The sequence below is a fragment of the Streptococcus sp. HMSC074F05 genome (assembly GCF_001808725.1).
Classification (GTDB): Bacteria; Bacillota; Bacilli; order Lactobacillales; family Streptococcaceae; genus Streptococcus; species Streptococcus parasanguinis_I.
Map to the genome: position 1 here is coordinate 1,276,038 of NZ_KV794411.1, position 20,895 is coordinate 1,296,932.

The 20,895-nt window shown below is 42.8% G+C and carries 17 protein-coding genes; 2 read left to right on the forward strand and 15 right to left on the reverse strand.

What is annotated here, in order from left to right:
* Positions 1-68: 68 nt before the first annotated feature.
* The 8 genes from HMPREF2685_RS09790 to tsaB all read right to left on the reverse strand — a co-directional run bounded on the left by HMPREF2685_RS09790 (position 69) and on the right by tsaB (position 5,766).
* Positions 69-395 carry an AzlD domain-containing protein gene (locus tag HMPREF2685_RS09790; RefSeq protein WP_371609001.1) on the reverse strand — a complete coding sequence of 109 codons (327 nt, stop codon included), beginning with the start codon at positions 393-395 and terminating at the stop codon, positions 69-71.
* Positions 382-1,077, reverse strand: coding sequence for an AzlC family ABC transporter permease (locus HMPREF2685_RS09795; RefSeq protein ID WP_070466628.1), 696 nt, complete (start codon positions 1,075-1,077; stop codon positions 382-384). Before HMPREF2685_RS09795 ends, HMPREF2685_RS09790 begins: the two co-directional genes overlap by 14 nt.
* A gap of 110 nt (positions 1,078-1,187) precedes the next feature.
* The gene (locus HMPREF2685_RS09800; RefSeq protein ID WP_261710650.1) at positions 1,188-1,745 is read right to left on the reverse strand and encodes a membrane lipoprotein lipid attachment site-containing protein; all 558 of its coding nucleotides are present in this window, start codon (positions 1,743-1,745) and stop codon (positions 1,188-1,190) included.
* A 33-nt stretch (positions 1,746-1,778) separates the two neighbouring features.
* Positions 1,779-2,447 (reverse strand): DUF443 domain-containing protein, encoded by a 669-nt coding sequence (locus HMPREF2685_RS09805; protein ID WP_070466632.1) that lies wholly within the window; start codon positions 2,445-2,447, stop codon positions 1,779-1,781.
* Positions 2,448-2,543: 96 nt separating this feature from the next.
* Positions 2,544-3,509 carry a hypothetical protein gene (locus HMPREF2685_RS09810; protein WP_070466633.1) on the reverse strand — a complete coding sequence of 322 codons (966 nt, stop codon included), beginning with the start codon at positions 3,507-3,509 and terminating at the stop codon, positions 2,544-2,546.
* A 139-nt stretch (positions 3,510-3,648) separates the two neighbouring features.
* Entirely contained in the window at positions 3,649-4,659 is a 1,011-nt protein-coding gene (tsaD, locus tag HMPREF2685_RS09815; protein ID WP_023919206.1) for a tRNA (adenosine(37)-N6)-threonylcarbamoyltransferase complex transferase subunit TsaD, read from the reverse strand.
* On the reverse strand, positions 4,649-5,086 hold the full coding sequence (rimI, locus tag HMPREF2685_RS09820) for a ribosomal protein S18-alanine N-acetyltransferase (protein ID WP_023919208.1): 438 nt from the start codon (positions 5,084-5,086) through the stop codon (positions 4,649-4,651). Before rimI ends, tsaD begins: the two co-directional genes overlap by 11 nt.
* Positions 5,083-5,766, reverse strand: coding sequence for a tRNA (adenosine(37)-N6)-threonylcarbamoyltransferase complex dimerization subunit type 1 TsaB (gene tsaB / locus HMPREF2685_RS09825; RefSeq protein ID WP_070466635.1), 684 nt, complete (start codon positions 5,764-5,766; stop codon positions 5,083-5,085). Before tsaB ends, rimI begins: the two co-directional genes overlap by 4 nt.
* Positions 5,767-6,058: 292 nt before the next feature.
* On the opposite strand from tsaB, the gene HMPREF2685_RS09830 reads away from it, so the two are divergent.
* Both HMPREF2685_RS09830 and rnjA read left to right on the forward strand, forming a co-directional pair.
* Positions 6,059-6,289 (forward strand): DNA-directed RNA polymerase subunit epsilon, encoded by a 231-nt coding sequence (locus HMPREF2685_RS09830; RefSeq protein WP_021153967.1) that lies wholly within the window; start codon positions 6,059-6,061, stop codon positions 6,287-6,289.
* Positions 6,290-6,292: 3 nt separating this feature from the next.
* Positions 6,293-7,975 (forward strand): ribonuclease J1, encoded by a 1,683-nt coding sequence (gene rnjA / locus HMPREF2685_RS09835; protein ID WP_070466637.1) that lies wholly within the window; start codon positions 6,293-6,295, stop codon positions 7,973-7,975.
* Between the two features lie 251 nt (positions 7,976-8,226).
* Here the strand turns inward: rnjA and glnA are convergent, their stop codons facing one another.
* From glnA to fusA, 7 genes are all read right to left on the reverse strand, one after another.
* Complete coding sequence (gene glnA / locus HMPREF2685_RS09840; protein ID WP_023919214.1) at positions 8,227-9,573, reverse strand: type I glutamate--ammonia ligase; 1,347 nt, start codon at positions 9,571-9,573, stop codon at positions 8,227-8,229.
* Between the two features lie 39 nt (positions 9,574-9,612).
* Positions 9,613-9,972 (reverse strand): MerR family transcriptional regulator, encoded by a 360-nt coding sequence (locus tag HMPREF2685_RS09845; RefSeq protein ID WP_003008872.1) that lies wholly within the window; start codon positions 9,970-9,972, stop codon positions 9,613-9,615.
* A gap of 67 nt (positions 9,973-10,039) precedes the next feature.
* Positions 10,040-10,573: an FUSC family protein gene (locus HMPREF2685_RS09850; RefSeq protein WP_070466639.1), complete on the reverse strand. Its 534-nt coding sequence runs from the start codon at positions 10,571-10,573 to the stop codon at positions 10,040-10,042.
* 215 nt (positions 10,574-10,788) lie between these two features.
* Positions 10,789-11,988 carry a phosphoglycerate kinase gene (locus tag HMPREF2685_RS09855; RefSeq protein WP_003008876.1) on the reverse strand — a complete coding sequence of 400 codons (1,200 nt, stop codon included), beginning with the start codon at positions 11,986-11,988 and terminating at the stop codon, positions 10,789-10,791.
* A gap of 202 nt (positions 11,989-12,190) precedes the next feature.
* On the reverse strand, positions 12,191-16,984 hold the full coding sequence (locus HMPREF2685_RS09860) for an endo-beta-N-acetylglucosaminidase (protein WP_070466641.1): 4,794 nt from the start codon (positions 16,982-16,984) through the stop codon (positions 12,191-12,193).
* A 234-nt stretch (positions 16,985-17,218) separates the two neighbouring features.
* Positions 17,219-18,229 carry a type I glyceraldehyde-3-phosphate dehydrogenase gene (gap, locus tag HMPREF2685_RS09865; protein WP_070466643.1) on the reverse strand — a complete coding sequence of 337 codons (1,011 nt, stop codon included), beginning with the start codon at positions 18,227-18,229 and terminating at the stop codon, positions 17,219-17,221.
* A 279-nt stretch (positions 18,230-18,508) separates the two neighbouring features.
* Positions 18,509-20,590 (reverse strand): elongation factor G, encoded by a 2,082-nt coding sequence (fusA, locus tag HMPREF2685_RS09870; RefSeq protein WP_003003071.1) that lies wholly within the window; start codon positions 20,588-20,590, stop codon positions 18,509-18,511.
* Positions 20,591-20,895: the final 305 nt, after the last annotated feature.

The window sequence follows — 20,895 nt, forward strand, 5'->3', positions numbered from 1 at the left end:
ACCTCAATTATTACAAATATCAAGTTTTTTTGTAACAATTGTAATTTTTTTGTAACATATTTTTGCATTTAAAATGTCAATCGTAATAGAGCGATCAAGACAATTCCAAACAAAACGGTTCCCATAAGGTTTTTGTAACGAAAGGCTACAAAGAAGCTAGGAATGGTCACCATGAGGTCCAACCAGTGGAACTGCGGGAGACTTCCCATTTTCCCCTCTACTAAACTCGATAAAACCAAGGCAAAGATAATGGAAATGGGCAGGTATTTGAGAAAGCGGGTCACAGGAGCCGGCAGTCCCTTGTATTTAACTAAGAGGAAGGGTAAGATCCGAGGAATCCAGGTAACGAGGGCTGAGGCCAGAATGGTCATGAAGATAGAACTATTCACACGCATCACAGACCACCCCCACAAAACAGCCGATCAAGGTCGCAGCTAGCACTGCTAGCGGTTGCGAAACAAAAAAGAGGAAGAGAAAGAAACTCACTGCTACTGCTAAGAGCACCATTAGCATGGTCTTGGTCTTTTCTGTCAGTTGCATACCTTGAAACTGGGCTGCAAAAATCCCAATAAACATAGCCACTAAGGCAAAATCAAGCCCAAAAGCCTTTGGATCTGGTAGGAGAGATCCCAGAGCTGTTCCGATAACCGTCGCACCGATCCAGGCTACATAGCCTACTAGATTGTTCCCATGCATCCAAGGAACTGTAATAGTATCCGTCTTTAACTTCTCACTCAAGTAAACCCCATAACTCTCATCGGTCAAGAGGCTTCCAATCCCAATGGTATGAGCGAGACTCGCATCCTTAAAATCAGAGGACGTATGCAGACTCATCAACATATTCCGGAGATTGATCAAACACACGGTCAAGGCCATATTCAAGATCGAAGAGTGGGCCGCAATCAGAGAGATCATCGCAAACTGAGCCGCCCCAGCATAGACTAGAATACTCATCAAGGCCATCTCCAAAGGAGAAAGATAGGGAGACGCCACCACACCGCAAGCCAGGCCGATACTGATATAGCCTAGAGCTGTCGGCAGTGCATCCCTCACCCCCTGCCAAAAATCTTTTTCCACTCTCTCACTCCTTTCTGAATCATTGAGCTCTATTATAACACAAGAAAAAAGCTTGAAAAAGGACCAATGAGAGAGAATGGATAAGCCCTCGATATATTTCTATCTCTCCCCTACTGATTCACTTTTAAATCCGACATTTCTAATGACATCTTTTCTTCTTGTGTCATGCTCTCGACAATTTGTTTTTGCTCGCTGGATATTGGCAAGGTCAAAATCGTGGCAGATTGATCAGGCAATGTTCCACTGTCACTAATTTTATAGCCAATCCGTTGATGTTGATAAATTAATTGCCCATCATATTTCCAACTCAATGAAAATTCAAAATCCTTATCAATTTGAAATCCAGCTTTGTTAATCAATAGAAAAACGGCATATTCTTGTTGGTTGGACGAGAAAGTTGCGCCAGTATAGTTGATCGATAGGCTTCCTTGATTTCCAAGTTCTGGATGTTCCTTGGTTAATTTCTTCCCTAGTTCAATTACATTTGATTCTGTTCCTTCATACTGTGGTCCCACCACAAATTGCAAGCCTTTTTCATTTATAACAGACGAGGATTCTTTTGAAGTCTGCTCCGTTTTGCTCGGCGAAGAATCTTTTGATTCCTGTCGAGACTGGGCGCATGCTGTTAATGATAGAAGCGCCACTAACAAAACGATTGTTTTTTTCATGATTTCTACTCTTTTATTCTTGTCCATTCTATTCTAGTTACTTTTTTCAATGATGATCTCTTCTACACTATCAAGACTTAAATTCCCTGTTTTAGCTCCTAAAAGAACTGGAACTTTACCAAATTCGAAGGTCAATAAAAAAGCTGTAAGAATACCGCCTATCACTAAAAAGATCCCTTCTTGACCATTATTATTAAATAAATACATAGCTAAACAGGCCAGTAAGACAACATTTAATAGGGGGGCATCAAAAATTTGCTTTCTTTCTGCTATCGGCTTGAAAGTCACCCTATATCTCTTCCTTGCTGTAGGAAATAGATTCTTAACCTTTTTACGAGCCTTTTCTATAGAAAATCGAAAGAGCACAAAAGATATAAGCATGGCAACCACAAATAAGACTATCTTTAGAAAAATTTGCTGACTAATAGCATACTCACTGAATCGCTTTTTTAAGAGACTATAAACCACTCCAACAAATGGCTGGACTATGATAGCTGCTGTCCCCCCATTTATTTTATTGATGGGTGTGCCTGGAATTTCAACTTTTTTATCTACTTCCATCATCTCAACAGTGATAGCTTCCGTTGGCAACCCCCAATAATAGAGCTTAGGCTTCATGGTACTAGCATCTAACAGAAATTTTTTGCCATCGTACTCTACCAGTTGGTGACAGAAAATACTTGTTTCTTTATATTCTAACATTCTATTTACTTCCTATATACTTTCAACATAGCATCCTAGACCATGTAAAGCAGTCAAACTCAGCTTCCTTCGACTCCCGTTCTTCCAGAATAAGCTTTACTCAGCCAATTCCCCACCTTGTCCGTTGTAGTATTGTTTAAACTCATCATAGGAATGAATCTCATGTTCTTGACCATCTATAGAATACTCTGCTGGTATTGTAACATTTTTAAATAAATTCGTTTTTTGACTCACTAAAAGTTGAAGAATTGGAATGTTCGTATCCACACTAGGTCTATCTACCAAAATCCCTATCATAGAATGATTTTCGGAAAATAAATCTTTAGTATTTGGGTACTTATCAAACATTACAGCATCGGATTCAGGAAATTTTTTGGTTTTATCTAATGAGATTCTACGATCAGCCATTGTTAACTGCTCATGAATAGGTAAAAATGAAATATAGTTGGTTGAATCATTCACAACTTCTTTTTCGGTTGCATCACCTTGATCAATTACCTTCCCTGATTGTAAATCAATGGATTTAATAATTTCCTTCTTATAATGATCCTTGGAACTTTTAAAGTAGATATCCAATAATTCTTTACCCTTACTAATATAGATAACATTGTCAATTCTATCTGGTACATATGATTTGTTGTATTCACGAGTTATTTTAAAAAGATCATAATCCTTAGGAGTTAATTTCTTATTTTTTATATTGTATATAGTAATACCCCAATACTCTTTCCCATCCGGAATATTATGTTTAATATAATTAATATCCTTTAGTTTGTGGTATTCTTTAACAATTTTCGTTTTCCCAACAATTGGATAAGATCGTAAAACGCCCCCATTATTCTTTGTCATATAATAATCGAGTTTATTTGAATAATCCCATTTTGTAACAATTACCTTCCCATTTTCAATAAAATCATAATCGACAATTTTTTCTTTCAAATCAATAAACGTATATGGTTTTATATAAATAGAGATATAAGTCATATAAGACAAACTCAATACAAAGCCTAGGCCAATCATGCCAAAGATTAGTTTTTTGACTCGATTCGGTAACTTTAACATGCGCTCGTTCCTCTCTTCCACCTCAGTTTCATTCCTTCTATCATACCGAATTTTCTTTCACCTCGCAAATCCGCTACTAGTTGGTGAGATTCCAGCAAAAAAGCCATTGGACCTTGCACATCCAATTGGCTCCTTTTTCTTATTCAATTCCTTCAAAGGCCAAGCTTGGTTTGGCATTGAGGTCCCAGCCTGCGAAGTTTTCTTTGTTCCATTCACTAACGCTAGCATAGGCAATCATCCCTGCATTGTCCCCGCAGAGACGCAGAGGCGGAATGATGACCTTAACATCCGTGATGTCAGAAGCCAAGCGTTCACGGAGACCTTGGTTGGCTGCGACCCCACCCGCAACGACTAGAGTCTTGACTGGATATTTCTCCAAAGCCTTCTTGGTCTTGGCCATGAGAATGTCTAAGACGGCTGCTTGGAAACTCGCTGACAGGTCCGCATTAGAGAGACTTTCCCCTTTTTGCTGGGCATTGTGGTGCAGATTGATAAAGGCCGATTTGAGCCCTGAAAAAGAAAATTCCAGATTGTCTTCTTTGATCATGGCCCGTGGGAAATCATAAATATCAGCCCCTTGGTGGGCTAGCTGATCAATCTCACGTCCTGCTGGATAGGTCAAGCCCATCACGCGCCCGACCTTGTCATAAGCCTCTCCTACAGCGTCATCACGGGTCTCTCCGACGATCTTATAATCCCCCGCTTCACTGACATAGACCAACTCGGTATGTCCTCCACTCACCAGCAAGGCTAAGAGCGGAAATTCTAAGGGCTCGACGCTTTGAGCGGCCATCAAGTGCCCCGCCATATGATTGACAGGAATCAAAGGAAGGCCGTGCACCCAGGCAAAGGCCTTAGCTGCAGCCAAGCCGACTAAAAGAGCCCCAACCAGGCCTGGGCCGTAAGTAACGGCTACAGCAGTGACCTCGTCTTCTGTGATGCCGGCTTCTTCTAGGGCTTCTTCAATACATGCCGTGATGACTTCCACATGGTGACGAGAGGCTACCTCAGGCACTACTCCACCAAAACGCTTGTGACTTTCGATTTGACTGGCAATGACATTGGATAAGAGTTGGTCGTCATTTTTCAAGACAGCCACGCTGGTCTCATCACACGATGTCTCAAAAGCCAAAATATATCTATCTTTCATTTGGGTTCCTCTTCATGATCACGGCATCCTCTATCGGATCGTGATAGTAGTTTTTCCTCCGTGCAATTTCTTCAAAATGCATTTTTTTGTATAGGCCTTGGGCCGGTTGATTGGACACGCGCACTTCTAAGAAAATCTCTTTTTGGTCCGGCAACTGCGCGAGTAACTGCTGAGCTAGGCCTCGGCCCTGAAAGGCGCGCTTGACCGCAATCTGCAAAACCTCTGCTTCATAGAGAGTATCTTGAATGGCGACAAACCCAAGGACTTGTCCCTCATCCACAGCTAGGAAATAGGAGATCGATTCCTGCTCTAAATCGGCTTCGATCTGCTCCAACTTCCAGGGACTAGCTTCATAGACATCTTCCATCACAGAGAGAATAGCGGCTGCATCCTGAATTCGCCCCTTTTTGATTTCTACTTTGATCATAGACGCTTGATGTAGGAGGTCGTTGTTTCCGTGTGGTCTTTGAGCCAGTTTTCCTCCGCTTCGACCCGTTTGAGATAATTGGGGACAAAATCATGGAGGCTAGCAGGTACTTGTTTGAGGCCGAGACGTCCGATTTTCACTGCATCTGGCAGTGTTTCAGAGCAAGTAGCCCTTGGCAGGCTAGAGGCAATCTGCTCCTTAAAAGCCGTGACCTCTCCGACAAAGGTGACCTGCTCACTCGTTGCTGCACGCTCTAGGACTTCCTCAAATGGAAAATGCCCTTCTGGCGCGACCAGCTGATCTCCTTGGTAAAAACCCGCATAGACGTTGTTCCGACGGGCATCCATGACAGGTACTACCAAACCTTCTAGATCATCCGGCACTAGGGCTAAGAGGCTTGAAACCCCGACCAATTCAATCCCTAAAGTATGAGCCAAGGTCTTTGCGGTTGCGACTGCAATGCGCAGCCCAGTATAGCTCCCAGGACCTTCTGCCACCACGATGCGGTCCAAGTCCTTGGGTGTCAAGTCGATTTGTTGCATCAAAAAATCGATGACCGGCATCAAGGTGATACTATGATTCTTTTTAATGGTTAAAGTTGTTTCTGCAAGTAGAGTCTCATCTTCTAAAATCGCTACAGAAAGAGCCTTACTCGAGGTATCAAATGCTAATAATTTCATTTCCTACTCCTCTTGAACTGGATTATATTATACTACAAATTCCCTTCAAATCCCAGCGAAACTTTCCCTTAGAGTGCAGGATTTTCATATCCAAAACCTCTCAAAAGCTTCTCTATTATAGGTCTTTGCCTCTCTGACTTTTCCAGTCTATCTTTTACTTACAGGCGAATTTATGATATAATGATAATTAATTGTATCGAATCAGGTCAACTAGTTGCGAGTAGAAAACTCTAGTGATTGCACTCCTTCGCAGCTAACAAATAGACCGAAATAATGAAAGGAAAATTACTTCATGATTTACAAAGTTTTTTATCAGGAAACAAAAGAACGGAACCCTCGTCGTGAAACGACGCATGCACTTTATCTCGATATTGATGCACCAAATGAACGCGAAGGACGCATCCAAGCTCGTCAATTGGTTGAAGCAAACACAGATTTCAACATTGAATTTATCACACCACTTTCTGAGCAACACCTTGCTTACGAGAAAGAGTCAGGTGCCTTTGAACTAACGGAGTACTAATCCATGGCCTATACCTTAAAACCTGAAGAAGTTGGTGTATTTGCCATTGGTGGACTTGGAGAAATCGGGAAAAATACCTACGGGATCGAGTACCAAGATGAAATCATCATTGTCGATGCCGGAATCAAATTTCCAGAAGACGACCTCCTTGGGATCGACTATGTGATCCCTGATTACTCTTATATCGTTGACAATATTGATCGTGTCAAAGCGGTCCTCATTACCCACGGACACGAAGACCACATCGGTGGGCTTCCTTTCCTTTTGAAGCAAGCCAATGTCCCTATCTATGCTGGACCTTTAGCGCTTGCCTTGATCCGTGGAAAATTAGAAGAGCATGGCCTTCTTCGCGATGCCAAACTCTACGAAATCAACCAAAACACTGAGCTTCAATTTAAAAATCTTAAAGCAACCTTCTTCCGTACGACCCACTCTATTCCAGAACCTTTAGGGATTGTGATTCACACCCCCCAAGGAAAGATTGTCTGTACCGGAGACTTCAAATTTGACTTCACGCCCGTTGGGGAACCGGCTGACCTCCATCGTATGGCAGCTCTTGGAGAAGAAGGCGTTCTCTGTCTGCTCTCAGACTCAACCAACGCGGAAATTCCAACCTTTACCAACTCTGAAAAAGTGGTAGGCCAATCCATCATGAAGATCATCGAAGGCATCCATGGGCGCATCATCTTTGCTTCCTTTGCCTCGAATATCTTCCGTCTCCAACAGGCCGCTGAGGCCGCTGTCAAGACAGGTCGCAAGATCGTCGTCTTTGGACGCTCCATGGAAAAAGCCATCGTCAATGGAATCGAGCTTGGCTACATCAAGGTCCCTGCTGGAACCATTATCGAGCCAAATGAGATCAAAGACTATGCGGCCAATGAAATCCTGATCATGTGTACAGGAAGCCAAGGAGAGCCAATGGCAGCCCTCTCTCGGATTGCCAACGGAACACACCGCCAAGTGCAACTCCAACCAGGAGATACCGTTATCTTCTCTTCTAGCCCGATTCCTGGAAATACAACCAGTGTGAACAAATTGATCAATACGATTTCTGAAGCGGGTGTCGATGTCATTCACGGGAAGATCAACAACATCCATACCTCTGGACACGGGGGGCAACAAGAACAAAAACTCATGCTCCGCTTGATCAAACCAAAATACTTCATGCCTGTCCATGGTGAATACCGGATGCAGAAGATCCACGCCGGACTTGCTCGTGATTGCGGAGTAGAAAAAGACAATATCTTCATCATGAGTAACGGTGATGTCCTCGCCCTTACAGCCAACTCTGCTCGTATTGCAGGAAGCTTTAATGCCCAAGACATCTATGTCGATGGAAATCGCATCGGCGAAATCGGAGCTGCTGTTCTTCGTGACCGGAGAGACCTTTCCGAAGACGGTGTCGTGCTTGCTGTTGCGACTGTTGACTTCAAATCGAAGATGATTCTGGCAGGACCAGATATCTTGAGCCGTGGTTTCATCTACATGCGTGAATCAGGAGACCTGATCCGTGAAAGCCAACGCATTCTCTTCAATGCTATTCGTATCGCCTTGAAGAACAAAGATGCCAATATCCAAACCGTCAATGGTGCGATTGTCAATGCCCTTCGCCCATTCTTATACGAGAGCACGGAACGTGAACCTATCATTATCCCAATGATTCTCACACCAGATGACGAAAATTAAAAAACAACCAGTTGAAACCACTGTTTCAACTGGTTTTATGATGACTTTTTGAGGATCAAAAAGAGAGTGGGACAGAAATCGGTAATTCGTTAGAATTCGATTTCGTCGTCCCACCTCCGCACAGTTGAGTAGGGCTGTAAAAGCTGATGAAATCAGCGTAGTAGAGCCCACTCAACCACTGCGTCTTGCTCGACAATCCAAAAATAATTGAGAGGCTAGGACTTTTGTCCTAGCCTCTTTACTCTTGTTTCTTAATAAAGATCTAAATAGTTGTCTACTTCCCATTGGGATACGAAGGTCGCATAGCTTGCCCATTCGATTCGTTTGGCTTCGAGGAAGCTGGTGTAGATGTGTTCACCCAAGGCAGCTTTCACCACTTCGTCTTCTGTCAAGGCTTTCAAGGCATTGTGAAGAGTAGAAGGGAGATCTGTGATTCCAGCTGCTCTACGTTCTTCCGGTGTCATCACATAGATATTTTCTTCGATCGGAGCAGGTGCTTCGATTTTATTTTCAATACCGTGAAGGCCGACTTCAAGCAAGACTGCCAAAGCTACATAAGGATTGGCCATTGGGTCTACGGAACGTAATTCTAAACGAGTTCCCATACCACGTGATGCTGGCACACGTACCAATGGAGAACGGTTGCGACCTGCCCAAGCGATATAAACAGGTGCTTCATATCCAGGAACCAAACGTTTATAAGAGTTGACGGTTGGATTGGTCACAGCTGTAAAATTGTAGGCATGCTTGATCAAACCACCCAAGAAGTGATAAGCAGTTTCTGACAATTGCATTCCACGTGGATCTTCTGGATCAAAGAAGGCATTGTTGCCATCCTGGTCAAAGAGAGACATATTACAGTGCATACCTGATCCGGCAATTCCAAATTTTGGTTTGGCCATAAAGGTTGCATACAAACCGTGTTTACGGGCAATGGTTTTCACGACAAGCTTGAAGATTTGAATCTTATCACAAGCGCGGAGAACTTCGTCATACTTAAAGTCAATTTCATGCTGACCAACGGCTACTTCGTGGTGGCTAGCTTCTACTTCAAAACCCATCTTGGTCAAGACATTTACGATTTCACGACGAGTGTTATCTGCAAGGTCTGTTGGAGCCAAGTCAAAATAGCCACCTTTGTCATTTACTTCAAGAGTTGGATCTCCATTTTCGTCCAACTTAAAGAGGAAGAATTCTGGTTCTGGTCCAAGGTTAAAGGATTTGAATCCAAGTTTTTCCATATGACGAAGGGCACGTTTCAAGTTGCCACGTGGGTCTCCTGCAAATGGTTCCCCTTCTGTCGTATAGACATCACAGATCAAGCCAGCTACGCTACCATTTTCATCTCCCCAAGGGAAAACTGTCCATGTATCTAAATCTGGGTAAAGATACATGTCTGACTCGTTGATACGGACAAATCCTTCGATAGAAGAACCATCAAACATGGCTTTGTTTGAAAGAACCTTGTCCAGTTGCTCATCGGTAGCTGGAATTTCGACGTTCTTCATGGTTCCCAAAATATCAGAGAACATCAAGCGAATAAAAGTAACATTTTTTTCTTTTACTTCACGGCGAATATCTGCAGCAGTAATTGACATTTTTGTCTCCTTAAAATAGATTACAAGCTTATGAAATGATCAACGAAATTGACCATATGGCGATGGGGAAGATGTGAAGCGACTTTGCTGAAGAATGTCACGATGAAGAGCCTTACGGATCTCTTCTTGACTGACAACCTTGGTTTGCTCTTGCTCTTTTTCCGCATATTTCTTCTTAATATCCGCAATATTGAAGCCATCTGAGATATAATCTTTGATCTCAAGCAGGCGGTCCATATCGTCCAACGAATACATGCGGCGATTGCCTTCTGTCCGATCAGGAGAAATCAATCCCTGATCTTCATAATAACGAATCTGGCGAGCTGTCAAGTCAGTCAGCTTCATAACACTTCCAATCGGAAAGACTGCCAGCGAGCGTCGTAATTCCTTTTCCTTCATACCATTCCTCTTTCTATTCTATTATATCGAAAAAAAAATCTATGTCAAGATTAAATGTTATATAATCTTACATAGTTTTTTTGTGTTTCTTGAGAAAATCGCGAATGCGATCCACATCCGAATTGACCAAAATCGCAACGAAAACGCCAATAAAGGTCTCAAATATTCGGGCAAAAACATACAAGAAGGTTTCTCCGTTAGGAATCGAAAGGGTAATGATCAGCATTGCCGAAACTCCTCCGATAATTCCTGCTTTATTATTCATAGCGACATTTGTCATAATGGTTAACATGGTCGCAATAGGTACAAAAATCAGAGTCACCCAATACGCCCCATGAAAGAGCGTTTTTAAAAGGAAGAACAATACGGCATAAAAACCTCCGATACTGTTGCCCATGACACGCGAAGCCCCGAAGTGGACACTCTTATCAAAGTCTTCCCTCAAACTAAAAACAGCTGTCAACGTCCCGATCTGAAGGCCTCGCCAGCCAAATATTCCAAAAATAAGTAGTACAATAAAAACGGCAATCCCTGTTTTAAAGGTTCTCATCCCCAAACGGAATTTGGACCAATCAAATTTGTGTCGTTTAAAGTAATCCATGGTCACCTATCTTTCTATTTCTATTATTCTACCATATTTTCAGAAAGGAGAGAACAGATATCAATAGAAAGAAAAAAGAGAGTGGGACAGAAATCGGTAATTCGTTAGAATTCGATTTCGTCGTCCCACCTACTCAACCACTGCGTCTTGCTCGACAATCTAAAAATAATTGAGAGGCTAGGACTTGTGTCCCAGCCTCTTTCATTCTATTTAGATTATTTGTCTGTAAGAGCAGCCAATCCTGGAAGTTCTTTACCTTCAAGGAGTTCCATAGAAGCACCACCACCAGTAGAGATCCATGAGAATTTGTCTGCACGGCCAAGGTTGATCGCAGCAGCAGCTGAGTCACCACCACCGATGATTGATTTAACGCCTGGTTGTTTCACGATAGCGTCCATCACACCGATTGTACCAGCTTGGAAGTCAGGGTTTTCAAATACACCCATAGGTCCGTTCCATACAACTGTTTTCGCACCAGTCAATTCTTGGTCGAATTTAGCGATTGATTTAGGACCGATATCAAGACCAAGGAATCCTGGATCTACTGCTTCACCTTCAGTGTCTTTCACTTCAGTGTAGTCAGCAAATGCGTTTGCTTCTTTTGAGTCAACTGGCAAGATCAATTTGCCGTTTGATTTTTCAAGAAGAGCTTTCGCAACATCCAATTTGTCTTCTTCTACAAGTGAGTTACCGATTTCGATACCTTGTGCTTTGTAGAATGTGTAAGTCATCCCACCACCGATAAGGACTTTATCAGCTTTTTCAAGCAAGTTTTCGATAACACCGATCTTGTCAGATACTTTAGATCCACCAAGGATAGCTACGAATGGACGTTCTGGAGCTTCAACTGCTTCTTTGATATAAGCAATTTCGTTTTCAAGAAGGAATCCAGCAACAGCTTTATCAACGTTTGCAGAGATACCAACGTTAGATGCGTGTGCACGGTGAGCAGTACCGAATGCATCGTTTACGAAGATACCATCTCCAAGTGATGCCCAGTATTTACCAAGTTCAGGATCGTTTTTAGATTCTTTCTTGCCGTCAACATCTTCGAAACGAGTGTTTTCAACCAAGAGAACTTGTCCATCTTCAAGAGCGTTAACAGCTGCTTCCAATTCAGCACCACGTGTAACACCTGGGATAAATTTCACTTCTTGACCCAATTTAGCAGCCAAGTCAGCAGCTACAGGAGCAAGTGATTTACCTTCTTTATCTGCTTCTTCTTTTACACGTCCAAGGTGAGAGAAGAGGATTGCACGTCCACCTTGTTCAAGGATGTACTTGATAGTTGGAAGAGCTGCAGTGATACGGTTATCGTTAGTGATCACGCCGTCTTTTACAGGAACGTTGAAGTCAACACGAACGAGAACTTTTTTCCCTTTCAAGTCAACGTCTTTAACAGTCAATTTTGCCATTAGATATGACTCCTTCTTTTTTTAATACATGATAATTATATCACAAAAGCTGTAAAAGAGGTAGAAAAATCCAATGCTTTTCCCCTCTAATTCACAGGATCCGAACGACACTTCTAAATACAAGATCAAACCTCTCTGGTTTTCACCAGAGAGGTTTTTTGAGAGTGACTTTTTAAGTGAACGAAAGAATCCTGTAAAAGACTTACTCTTCTTTCTTCTTACCAGCCAAGAGGAAGCCGCCTAAGGCCGCTAAGAGAACAGCTTCAGCTGCAAAGGAAGCTTCTAGGCTTGCCGTATTTGGCAAGTGTTCCGATTGACTTTCTTTGCTTGCATCTTTTGTTTCTTGCTGAACCGTTGGCTGTGAGTTCGCTCCTTGGTGGGCACTTAACAACTGATGGATCTCTTGATCGACCATATCCTTGTGTTCTTCCTCCTGATGACCCGCTTGAGTAGAAGTCGTTGGGGCCAACTGATCCACTTGAGAAGACTCTGTAGGCTTCAATGGATTAGCTGGATCCGGAGTTACTGGGGCAGCTGGTTGGACTGGTTGATTTGGTTGAGCTGGTTGAACAGGCTGATCAGGTTTAGCCGGTTCCTCTGGTTGGATCGGTTGATCTGGTCCTTCCGTTTGTGCTGGTTTATAGACAATCGCATAGTGAGTAAAGTGAGGAGCTGTAAAGATGACTACATCTCCTACTCTCTCAAAGGCCAAGGATTGAGGAGCTTGACCTTCTGGGAAGAAGAGAACTTGCTCCACTTCTTTATCCTTATCCACAGGGATTTTCACAAAGGATGGATGGTGGGTATCAATATCTTGACCGCTGGCATCCACGCCTTCAATATCAAAGACGATTCCTTCTCGACCCTTCAGCTCTTCTTTTTCTGCCTGATTGGCTTCAACTTTTGCGACTTTCAGTCCTTTGACAACGGTTGGCTCTAAGTTGGAGAATTGAACTTCGACTCCAGTTGCAGGGTCTACAAAGACCGCTGGCTTATCTTCTTTCAGGAGCGCAATCAAGGTCTCTAGACCTGTCTTAGCTGTTTCAAGCGCTTCAGGAGTGAGCTCTGAAGAAGCTAGGAGCTCTTTATTTTTCTCAACCAGTGCCTGCAAAGCTTCACCAGAAGGGTGATTTGGCTTGCTTGCTAATAGAGCAGTCGCTTCTGTTGTCAGAGCAGAGAGAGCTTCTTTTTCTTTTGTTAGATTGGCTTGACCATCCAAGGCTTTCAAGAGAGCGGTCAATTGGTTCAACTGCTCATTGACTTGATCTTGTGTGCTGGTATCATGCTCTTTCAAGACTTTTTCAGAAGCAGCCATTCCAGCCAGCAAGGCTTCTTTGACTTCAGGAGTCGCAAAAGTAAAGTCTACTTTGGCTTTTGCAGCTTCAGCTTCAGCCAATTTTTGCTTGAGGTATTCATCGTTGAGAGCTGGTTTTGGATTGACGAGGACATCAAAGCTTGTGCTAGCTCCTTTGTAATGGACAGTGATGGTTTGACGACCTTCCTTGGTCGTATCAAAGCCAGTCACTTCCACACCTTCATCTGTCAAGGCATGCGTTTCGGTCGTTTCATCTTCAAAGACGACTGTAAAGCGTCCACCTTCTTTTTCCAATGATTCTCCGACAATATATTCCACTTTTGGTTTGTCGGTCAATTCTAGACCAGCAACTGCTTTTTCACCTGCTTCTTCTGCACTGACCACAAAAACAGTGAGGGTCTTATCCAATTTCTGACCAAGGTAAGAGACTTCTAGGTGTTGTTCTCCCAGCTTGCTACTGTCAAATCCATGAATCTCTACACCTGAGTTGGTGAGGTTGACCAGTTGATCTGCTTGGCCATCTTTATAATGAACGCGAAGAGTCGCCCCTTTCAAGGAAAGGGCATCGCCTTCCCGGTAGACCTTCTTGGTCAAGCCATCTTCAAATTGAAGTCCCGCAATTTCTTTATCATTTTTTGGAACTTCAATTGCTAGAACATTACTGATATCTTTGCCAGGTTCTTGCGCACGATAGTAGAGAAGAGATGGGGTTGATTCAAAAGCCAGTGGTTTAAAGATCAGATTTCCAGCTTGATCGGCTGTCATGGTCGCAATTGGATTAGTAGCTTCTTTATCGGCATAAAGAGTCAGAGTAGTATTAGCTGGAACATCTTTGAAGCCGACTTGGACAAAATGATTACCCAGATTTTGCGCTGCAGCATGTTTCATCGGGATGTTGACCGTTTCCGTATCCAGACTTTCATACATCTTCCAGTTGTAAATCCGGATGGCTTGCCATGGAGTTCCGTTATCTGCCGTAATGACATGGAGACGCCAGTCTTGAGCCTTGATCGGATGATCAAGTGTAATGTCAGATACATGGGCTTTATTGCCACGAACTTCCTTGGCTAATTTCCACTCACCGGCTTCGTCCTTGTAGTAAAGGTCGAAGTCACGGGTGTTCATCTTGCCATCGTCGACAGATTCCCCACCAGCACCGGCATGGTCCATGACCCAACGAACAATGGTCCGAGGTTGTGTCAAGCGGATATCGACGGTTCCACTCAATTGAGCAGAAGACCATTTATCTGAAAGACTGGTAATGGTCCCATTTAACATGCCTTCAATGCCTTCACTACCATCCGCATCTGGGAAGCTCGAACCGATCACTTTGGCTCCAATGACTACGTTTGGCGCTAAAGCTTTTGGTAGACTGGTATCTGACACGGTCATGCCCCAATCAAAGGCTACAGTTCCCGCATCTGAACGTTGACCGTTCTTCCCAACTGCCACAACCTTGAGTTCCTGAGTGGTTCCTTCAGCACTTGCTGAACGGCTAACTTTTGGTAGATAGACGGTTGTCGCAGAAGACCCTGTTAAGAGACGCCAGTTATCGCCATCTTTTTCATAGACTTCATAATAATCCGCATCTGCTACCCCTTTAAAATTGAGGACTGCTTCTGCTTCTTGCGCATTTTGTAGGCGTTTTGCTCGAACGGATACTTCTGCTGGAGTCGCTGGTTTCTCTTGGTTTGAAGTAATCGACAATTGGCCGAGATTAAATTTGTAGTCTTTAACATCCGTATCATGGTCAAAGAACATCTTCACAGCATAAATGGTCTTGCCAGCCAAACTTCCCAAATCAAAGGTTTGAGTAGACCAATCCGCACTCGGTGTCAATTCTTTCCATTCGTATTCAGAGTAGTCTTCTTTGGTGGCAACAGCTACCCAGGCGGCTGCTCCGATCCCACCTTTATGACTGACGCTCAATTTTGTCGTTTCTGTCACAGGAATCTTGGTCGAATAGAGCATGACATTTTGACTGCTATTGGCTTTTAAATCTCCTTCAAAGGCTAGAGAATTTCCTCCATTGTAGGCTTGATCAAAATCATAGCGACCTTTCAATGGTGTACTATCTTCACTATGCTCTACCCACCAACGCCATGTTGGAAGGTAGCCAGAAACAGAACGGTAGTTCCACTCCCCTTCTTTAGAAATCTTGCCATCCACAAACCAGTGTTTTCCGTGACCAGTATTGAAGGAAGTATTGAAATCTTCACTTGTAATAGGAGTTTTGTCCACTACTAGATTGGACATACCGTACCAAGATTGGTCTGCTGGTTTTCCTTTAGTCGGATCTCCTTGGAAACCTGTCCAGAATAGATCTTCATGGGTATGGTAACCTTCTCCCGTCTTTCCTAGCCCTGTAATGGTGTCAGGTGCATAAAGACCAAGAGATAGACGCAGCTTGCCATGTTCATCTAAAATGGCATTCCAGTCTACATTAGTTTTATAAGAGCCTCCTTTTTGGAGCTCGAGTCCAGCTAGAACATCATAAGGATTCCGATGAATCCATTTAGCTGTGCTGATGGAATAATCAACTTCTGATTTGCCCCAGTTAAAGTTGGCAAAGAAGGTATCAACTGGATTTTCCCCATTTTCTGGCTGCATGAAATTGTAGTTGTATTCTCCCAGCGCATTCTCATGGTAACGGCCATATTCATAGGTCATAGCATCATACCAAGAATACTTAATCGGATAGTTCAGACTCTTCGCATATTCCTTGGTATAAAGAAGAAAATCTCTCAATTTTGGACCCAATGGTTCTACAAGATTTCCGGTTGTTTCTTGGTTGATAAAGTAACCATCAAAGCCATAGTACTTGGCAAGTTCGACTAATTTACGCGCGATCGGGAAGGTCTTAGACCCCTCACTATCTTCTTTCAAAGTTTCTGCAAAATGTTCTTGATCCTTGATGCTGCTAGACCAGTTATAAAAGATTGTTCCATAAATAGGAACCCCATTTCGGTGGGCAGCATCGATCACATCTGCTGATGGAACCAGCCCTTCCCAAAAGACCATGGAATCCAAATATTGCCAGTAATCAAAAGCATAGGCCTTAGATTCTTCCCCACCGACAGACGCATGATCCTTGGCTTTGGAGTTCATGTTTGACAGTGCTTGGATCTTCGCTTCAGGGTTGGCTTGTTCATTAATTTGTTTCCCTTGAAAACGACTCGCAAGTGGGACGCTTGCTCTGTTCATATCGTCATCCACTCGTTTTCCTGGTTCCCACTTCAAGAGATCGTCCCAAGTATCGAACTTAACTTCTTTGGGTCTTAATTGTTTTTCTTCATTGGTTGGTAAATCAGCCACTTTTTCTGCAGCAGCTTTCGGTTTTTCAGTCTCTGAAACAGCTGGATGATCTGCAGTCGTCGAGCTAGCTTCTGTACTTGTAGGACTAGACTCTGGAGTGACCACTTCTGCTGTAGCTGGTTTTACAGGATCAGCTGTAGGAAGCGCTGCATCTGCAGTATAGACGCCAGCTTCTCTCACCAAATGATTGACATCATCGGTCGTTGCTGAAGAGCTTTCCAAGGGTTGTTCACTAGTAGAAACCGTCTCATCTGCAGAGACAGCGCCTGTTCCTAAAAATGCTAACCCAATCAATGCGGAGCAAACTCCCACACTGAATTTTCGTATACTAAATCGTTCTTTCTTTTCAAATAGATGACCTTTCATCTTGACCTCCTTGTATGGTTTTTTTCTTTTTCTTGAGCGATTTCCATTGTCTCCTTTCTCCACGACCTGTAATCGCTTTCATTTCGTTGTATTAGAAATCTCCAATCAAGAATAGGATACCCTAATCTATTTAGCACTGTCAATCTATTTTATCAATTCCTATAATATGATGAGAAAGCCCTAAAAAAAGTACAAAAAAAGAGGAGGTTTCCCTCCTCTCATCATACGCATGAATTATTTAGCAATTTTTGCGAAGTATTCAAGAGTACGAACAAGTTGTGCAGTGTAAGACATTTCGTTGTCATACCATGAAACAACTTTAACCAATTGTTTACCGTCAACGTCAATAACTTTAGTTTGAGTTGCGTCAAACAATGATCCGTAAGACATACCTACAACGTCTGAAGAAACGATTGGATCTTCAGTGTAACCGTATGATTCGTTTGAAGCTGCTTTCATAGCTGCGTTCACTTCATCAACAGTAACGTTCTTTTCAAGAACAACTACCAATTCAGTAACTGATCCAGTTGGAACAGGAACACGTTGTGCAGCTCCGTCCAATTTACCGTTCAATTCAGGGATAACCAAACCGATTGCTTTAGCAGCACCAGTTGAGTTAGGAACGATGTTAGCAGCACCAGCGCGTGCACGACGAAGGTCACCTTTACGGTGTGGACCGTCAAGGATCATTTGGTCACCAGTGTAAGCGTGGATAGTAGTCATCAATCCTTCAACAACACCGAAGTTATCTTGAAGAGCTTTAGCCATTGGAGCCAAGCAGTTTGTAGTACATGAAGCACCTGAGATAACTGTTTCAGTACCATCAAGAATATCGTGGTTAGTGTTAAATACGACTGTTTTAACATCTGATCCACCAGGAGCAGTGATAACAACTTTCTTAGCACCACCAGCATGCAAGTGTTTTTCAGCTGCAGCTTTAGTAGCAAAGAAACCAGTTGCTTCAAGAACGATTTCTACACCGTCGTTAGCCCAGTCGATTTGTTCTGGATCGCGTTCAGCAGAAACTTTAACGAATTTACCGTTAACTTCGAATCCACCTTCTTTAACTTCCACAGTACCGTCGAAACGACCTTGAGTTGTATCGTATTTCAACAAGTGTGCAAGCATAACTGGATCTGTAAGGTCGTTGATGCGTGTAACTTCAACACCTTCTACGTTTTGGATACGACGGAAAGCAAGACGTCCGATACGACCGAAACCGTTAATACCAACTTTAACTACCATTCGTGATTTCCTCCTTATGAAAATCAAAAAATTTTTTTGTGAAAAGAGTAACTTGACACAGCGCCAAACATCTTTTAACAGTCTCTATTATATACTTTATTGCATTAAAAAGCAACTATTTCCCAACGAAAAGCAAGATTTATCATAGATCAGTGCCTCTTTTATTAAAGTTTTTCACAAAGTCTTGATTGCTAGGAGGAGCACTTTTTTACTTGTATTCACTTTTGGAACAAACAAAAACTCTTCCCGAAATGGGAAGAGTTTTTAAGCATTGGTAAATTAAGCTTCACCTTTAGCTTTTTTAATGATTTCTTCTTGTACTGATTTTGGTACATCTTCGTAGTGGTCAAATACCATCATGAAAGTACCACGTCCTTGAGTTGCAGAACGAAGAACAGTAGCGTAACCGAACATTTCAGCAAGTGGTACATAAGCACGAACGATTTGGCTTGCACCGTGTGCTTCCATACCATCTACACGTCCACGACGAGCAGTTACGTGCCCCATAACATCCCCAAGGTTTTCTTCAGGAACTGTGATAGTTACAAGCATCATTGGTTCAAGGATAGCTGGTTGTGCAGTCTTAGCAGCTTCTTTAAGCGCAAGAGATGCAGCGATCTTGAAGGCAGTTTCAGATGAGTCGACATCGTGGTATGAACCATCGTAAAGCTTAGCTTTTACGTCAACCATTGGGTAACCAGCAAGAACACCGTTCGCCATAGATTCTTGAAGTCCTTTTTCTACTGCAGGGATGAATTCACGTGGAACCACACCACCGACGATCGCATTTTCGAACTCGAATCCTTTACCTTCTTCGTTTGGAGTAAATTCGATCCAAACATCACCAAACTGACCTTTACCACCAGATTGACGTTTGAAGAATCCACGTGCTTGTGTAGAAGCGCGGAATGTTTCACGGTAAGATACTTGAGGAGCACCAACGTTAGCTTCAACCTTGAATTCACGTTTCATACGGTCAACAAGGACATCCAAGTGCAACTCACCCATACCAGAGATAACTGTTTCACCAGTTTCAGGGTTTGTTTCAACGCGGAATGTTGGATCTTCTTCAGCCAATTTTTGAAGGGCGATACCCATCTTGTCTTGGTCTGCTTTAGATTTAGGCTCAACCATCAATTGGATAACTGGTTCTGGAACTTCGATTGATTCAAGGATGATTTTTGCTTTTTCATCTGTCAATGAGTCACCAGTTGTTGTATCTTTCAAACCAACGGCAGCAGCGATATCACCAGAGTAAACTGTTTCAATTTCTTTACGAGTGTTGGCGTGCATTTGAAGGATACGTCCGATACGTTCACGTTTACCTTTAGAAGTGTTCAATACGTATGAACCTGAGTTCAAGACACCTGAGTAAACACGGAAGAATGTCAAACGACCTACGAATGGGTCAGTCATGATCTTGAAGGCAAGAGCTGCAAATGGCTCTTCATCAGATGCTGGACGTTCTTCTTCTTCGTCTGTATCTGGGTTTACACCCTTGATTGCAGGGATATCAAGTGGGCTTGGAAGGTAGTCAAGGACTGCATCCAACATCAATTGAACCCCTTTGTTCTTGAAGGCAGAACCACAAAGTACTGGGTAGAATTCAACGTTGATTGTAGCTTTACGGATACCAGCTTTCAATTCTTCGTTAGTGATTTCTTCCCCTTCAAGGTATTTCATCATCAAGTCTTCATCAGTTTCAGCAACTGCTTCAACCAATTTTTCACGGTATTCTTGAGCTTGTTCAAGGTATTCAGCTGGAATATCTTCTTCAAGGATATCTGTACCAAGGTCGTTCGTATAGATTTCAGCTTTCATCTTGATCAAGTCAATGATTCCGCGGAAGTCATCTTCAGCACCGATTGGCAATTGAATTGGGTGAGCGTTTGCTTGAAGACGGTCATGAAGTGTGCTTACTGAGTAAAGGAAGTCAGCACCGATTTTATCCATCTTGTTAGCGAATACGATACGTGGAACTCCGTATTCAGTTGCTTGACGCCAAACTGTTTCAGTTTGAGGCTCAACACCTGATTGTGAGTCAAGAACGGTTACAGCACCGTCCAAAACGCGGAGTGAACGTTGAACTTCGATAGTGAAGTCCACGTGTCCTGGTGTGTCGATGATGTTTACACGAGTGTCTTTCCATTGAGCTGTTGTAGCGGCAGATGTGATGGTGATACCACGTTCTTGCTCTTGCTCCATCCAGTCCATTTGTGACGCACCTTCGTGAGTTTCACCGATTTTATGAATCTTACCAGTGTAGTAAAGGATACGCTCAGTTGTAGTTGTTTTACCAGCATCGACGTGAGCCATGATACCGATATTACGAGTTTTTTCAAGTGAAAATTCGCGTGCCATGAGGTTTGTTTCTCCTATATTTTTTATTTCTATATTCTATTATAACATGATTTAATAAAAACGGATAGGCAGGACCTACCCGTTTTCAGTGTTTTCATGCTAAGTTTTGGTTCCAACTTGTAAGAAGAGTTGAATTGGGTTCAAGAGCTGACGAAGCTTAATTGAACTCGGGCTAAAAGCTCAAGTTAACTGATTTGAACCCGAGCGAGGCCCGGTGCAAAAAAGATAAACTGCTTTGTGTTCATCGAACACTGCATCAGTTTCCTATTTTTGCCTTGGGCCTTTGCCGCTCTTAGTATCATTTT

Bases quoted from the DNA above. Each gene is read 5' to 3' on its own strand.
- HMPREF2685_RS09845 (WP_003008872.1), bottom strand. From the start codon at position 9,972: ATGAAGGAAAAGGAATTACGACGCTCGCTGGCAGTCTTTCCGATTGGA.
- HMPREF2685_RS09860 (WP_070466641.1), bottom strand. From the start codon at position 16,984: ATGAAAGGTCATCTATTTGAAAAGAAAGAACGATTTAGTATACGAAAA.
- fusA (WP_003003071.1), bottom strand. From the start codon at position 20,590: ATGGCACGCGAATTTTCACTTGAAAAAACTCGTAATATCGGTATCATG.
- rimI (WP_023919208.1), bottom strand. From the start codon at position 5,086: ATGATCAAAGTAGAAATCAAAAAGGGGCGAATTCAGGATGCAGCCGCT.
- HMPREF2685_RS09850 (WP_070466639.1), bottom strand. From the start codon at position 10,573: ATGGATTACTTTAAACGACACAAATTTGATTGGTCCAAATTCCGTTTG.
- gap (WP_070466643.1), bottom strand. From the start codon at position 18,229: ATGGTAGTTAAAGTTGGTATTAACGGTTTCGGTCGTATCGGACGTCTT.
- tsaB (WP_070466635.1), bottom strand. From the start codon at position 5,766: ATGAAATTATTAGCATTTGATACCTCGAGTAAGGCTCTTTCTGTAGCG.
- HMPREF2685_RS09830 (WP_021153967.1), top strand. From the start codon at position 6,059: ATGATTTACAAAGTTTTTTATCAGGAAACAAAAGAACGGAACCCTCGT.
- HMPREF2685_RS09800 (WP_261710650.1), bottom strand. From the start codon at position 1,745: ATGAAAAAAACAATCGTTTTGTTAGTGGCGCTTCTATCATTAACAGCA.
- rnjA (WP_070466637.1), top strand. From the start codon at position 6,293: ATGGCCTATACCTTAAAACCTGAAGAAGTTGGTGTATTTGCCATTGGT.
- glnA (WP_023919214.1), bottom strand. From the start codon at position 9,573: ATGTCAATTACTGCTGCAGATATTCGCCGTGAAGTAAAAGAAAAAAAT.
- HMPREF2685_RS09855 (WP_003008876.1), bottom strand. From the start codon at position 11,988: ATGGCAAAATTGACTGTTAAAGACGTTGACTTGAAAGGGAAAAAAGTT.
- HMPREF2685_RS09790 (WP_371609001.1), bottom strand. From the start codon at position 395: ATGCGTGTGAATAGTTCTATCTTCATGACCATTCTGGCCTCAGCCCTC.
- HMPREF2685_RS09810 (WP_070466633.1), bottom strand. From the start codon at position 3,509: ATGTTAAAGTTACCGAATCGAGTCAAAAAACTAATCTTTGGCATGATT.
- HMPREF2685_RS09805 (WP_070466632.1), bottom strand. From the start codon at position 2,447: ATGTTAGAATATAAAGAAACAAGTATTTTCTGTCACCAACTGGTAGAG.
- tsaD (WP_023919206.1), bottom strand. From the start codon at position 4,659: ATGAAAGATAGATATATTTTGGCTTTTGAGACATCGTGTGATGAGACC.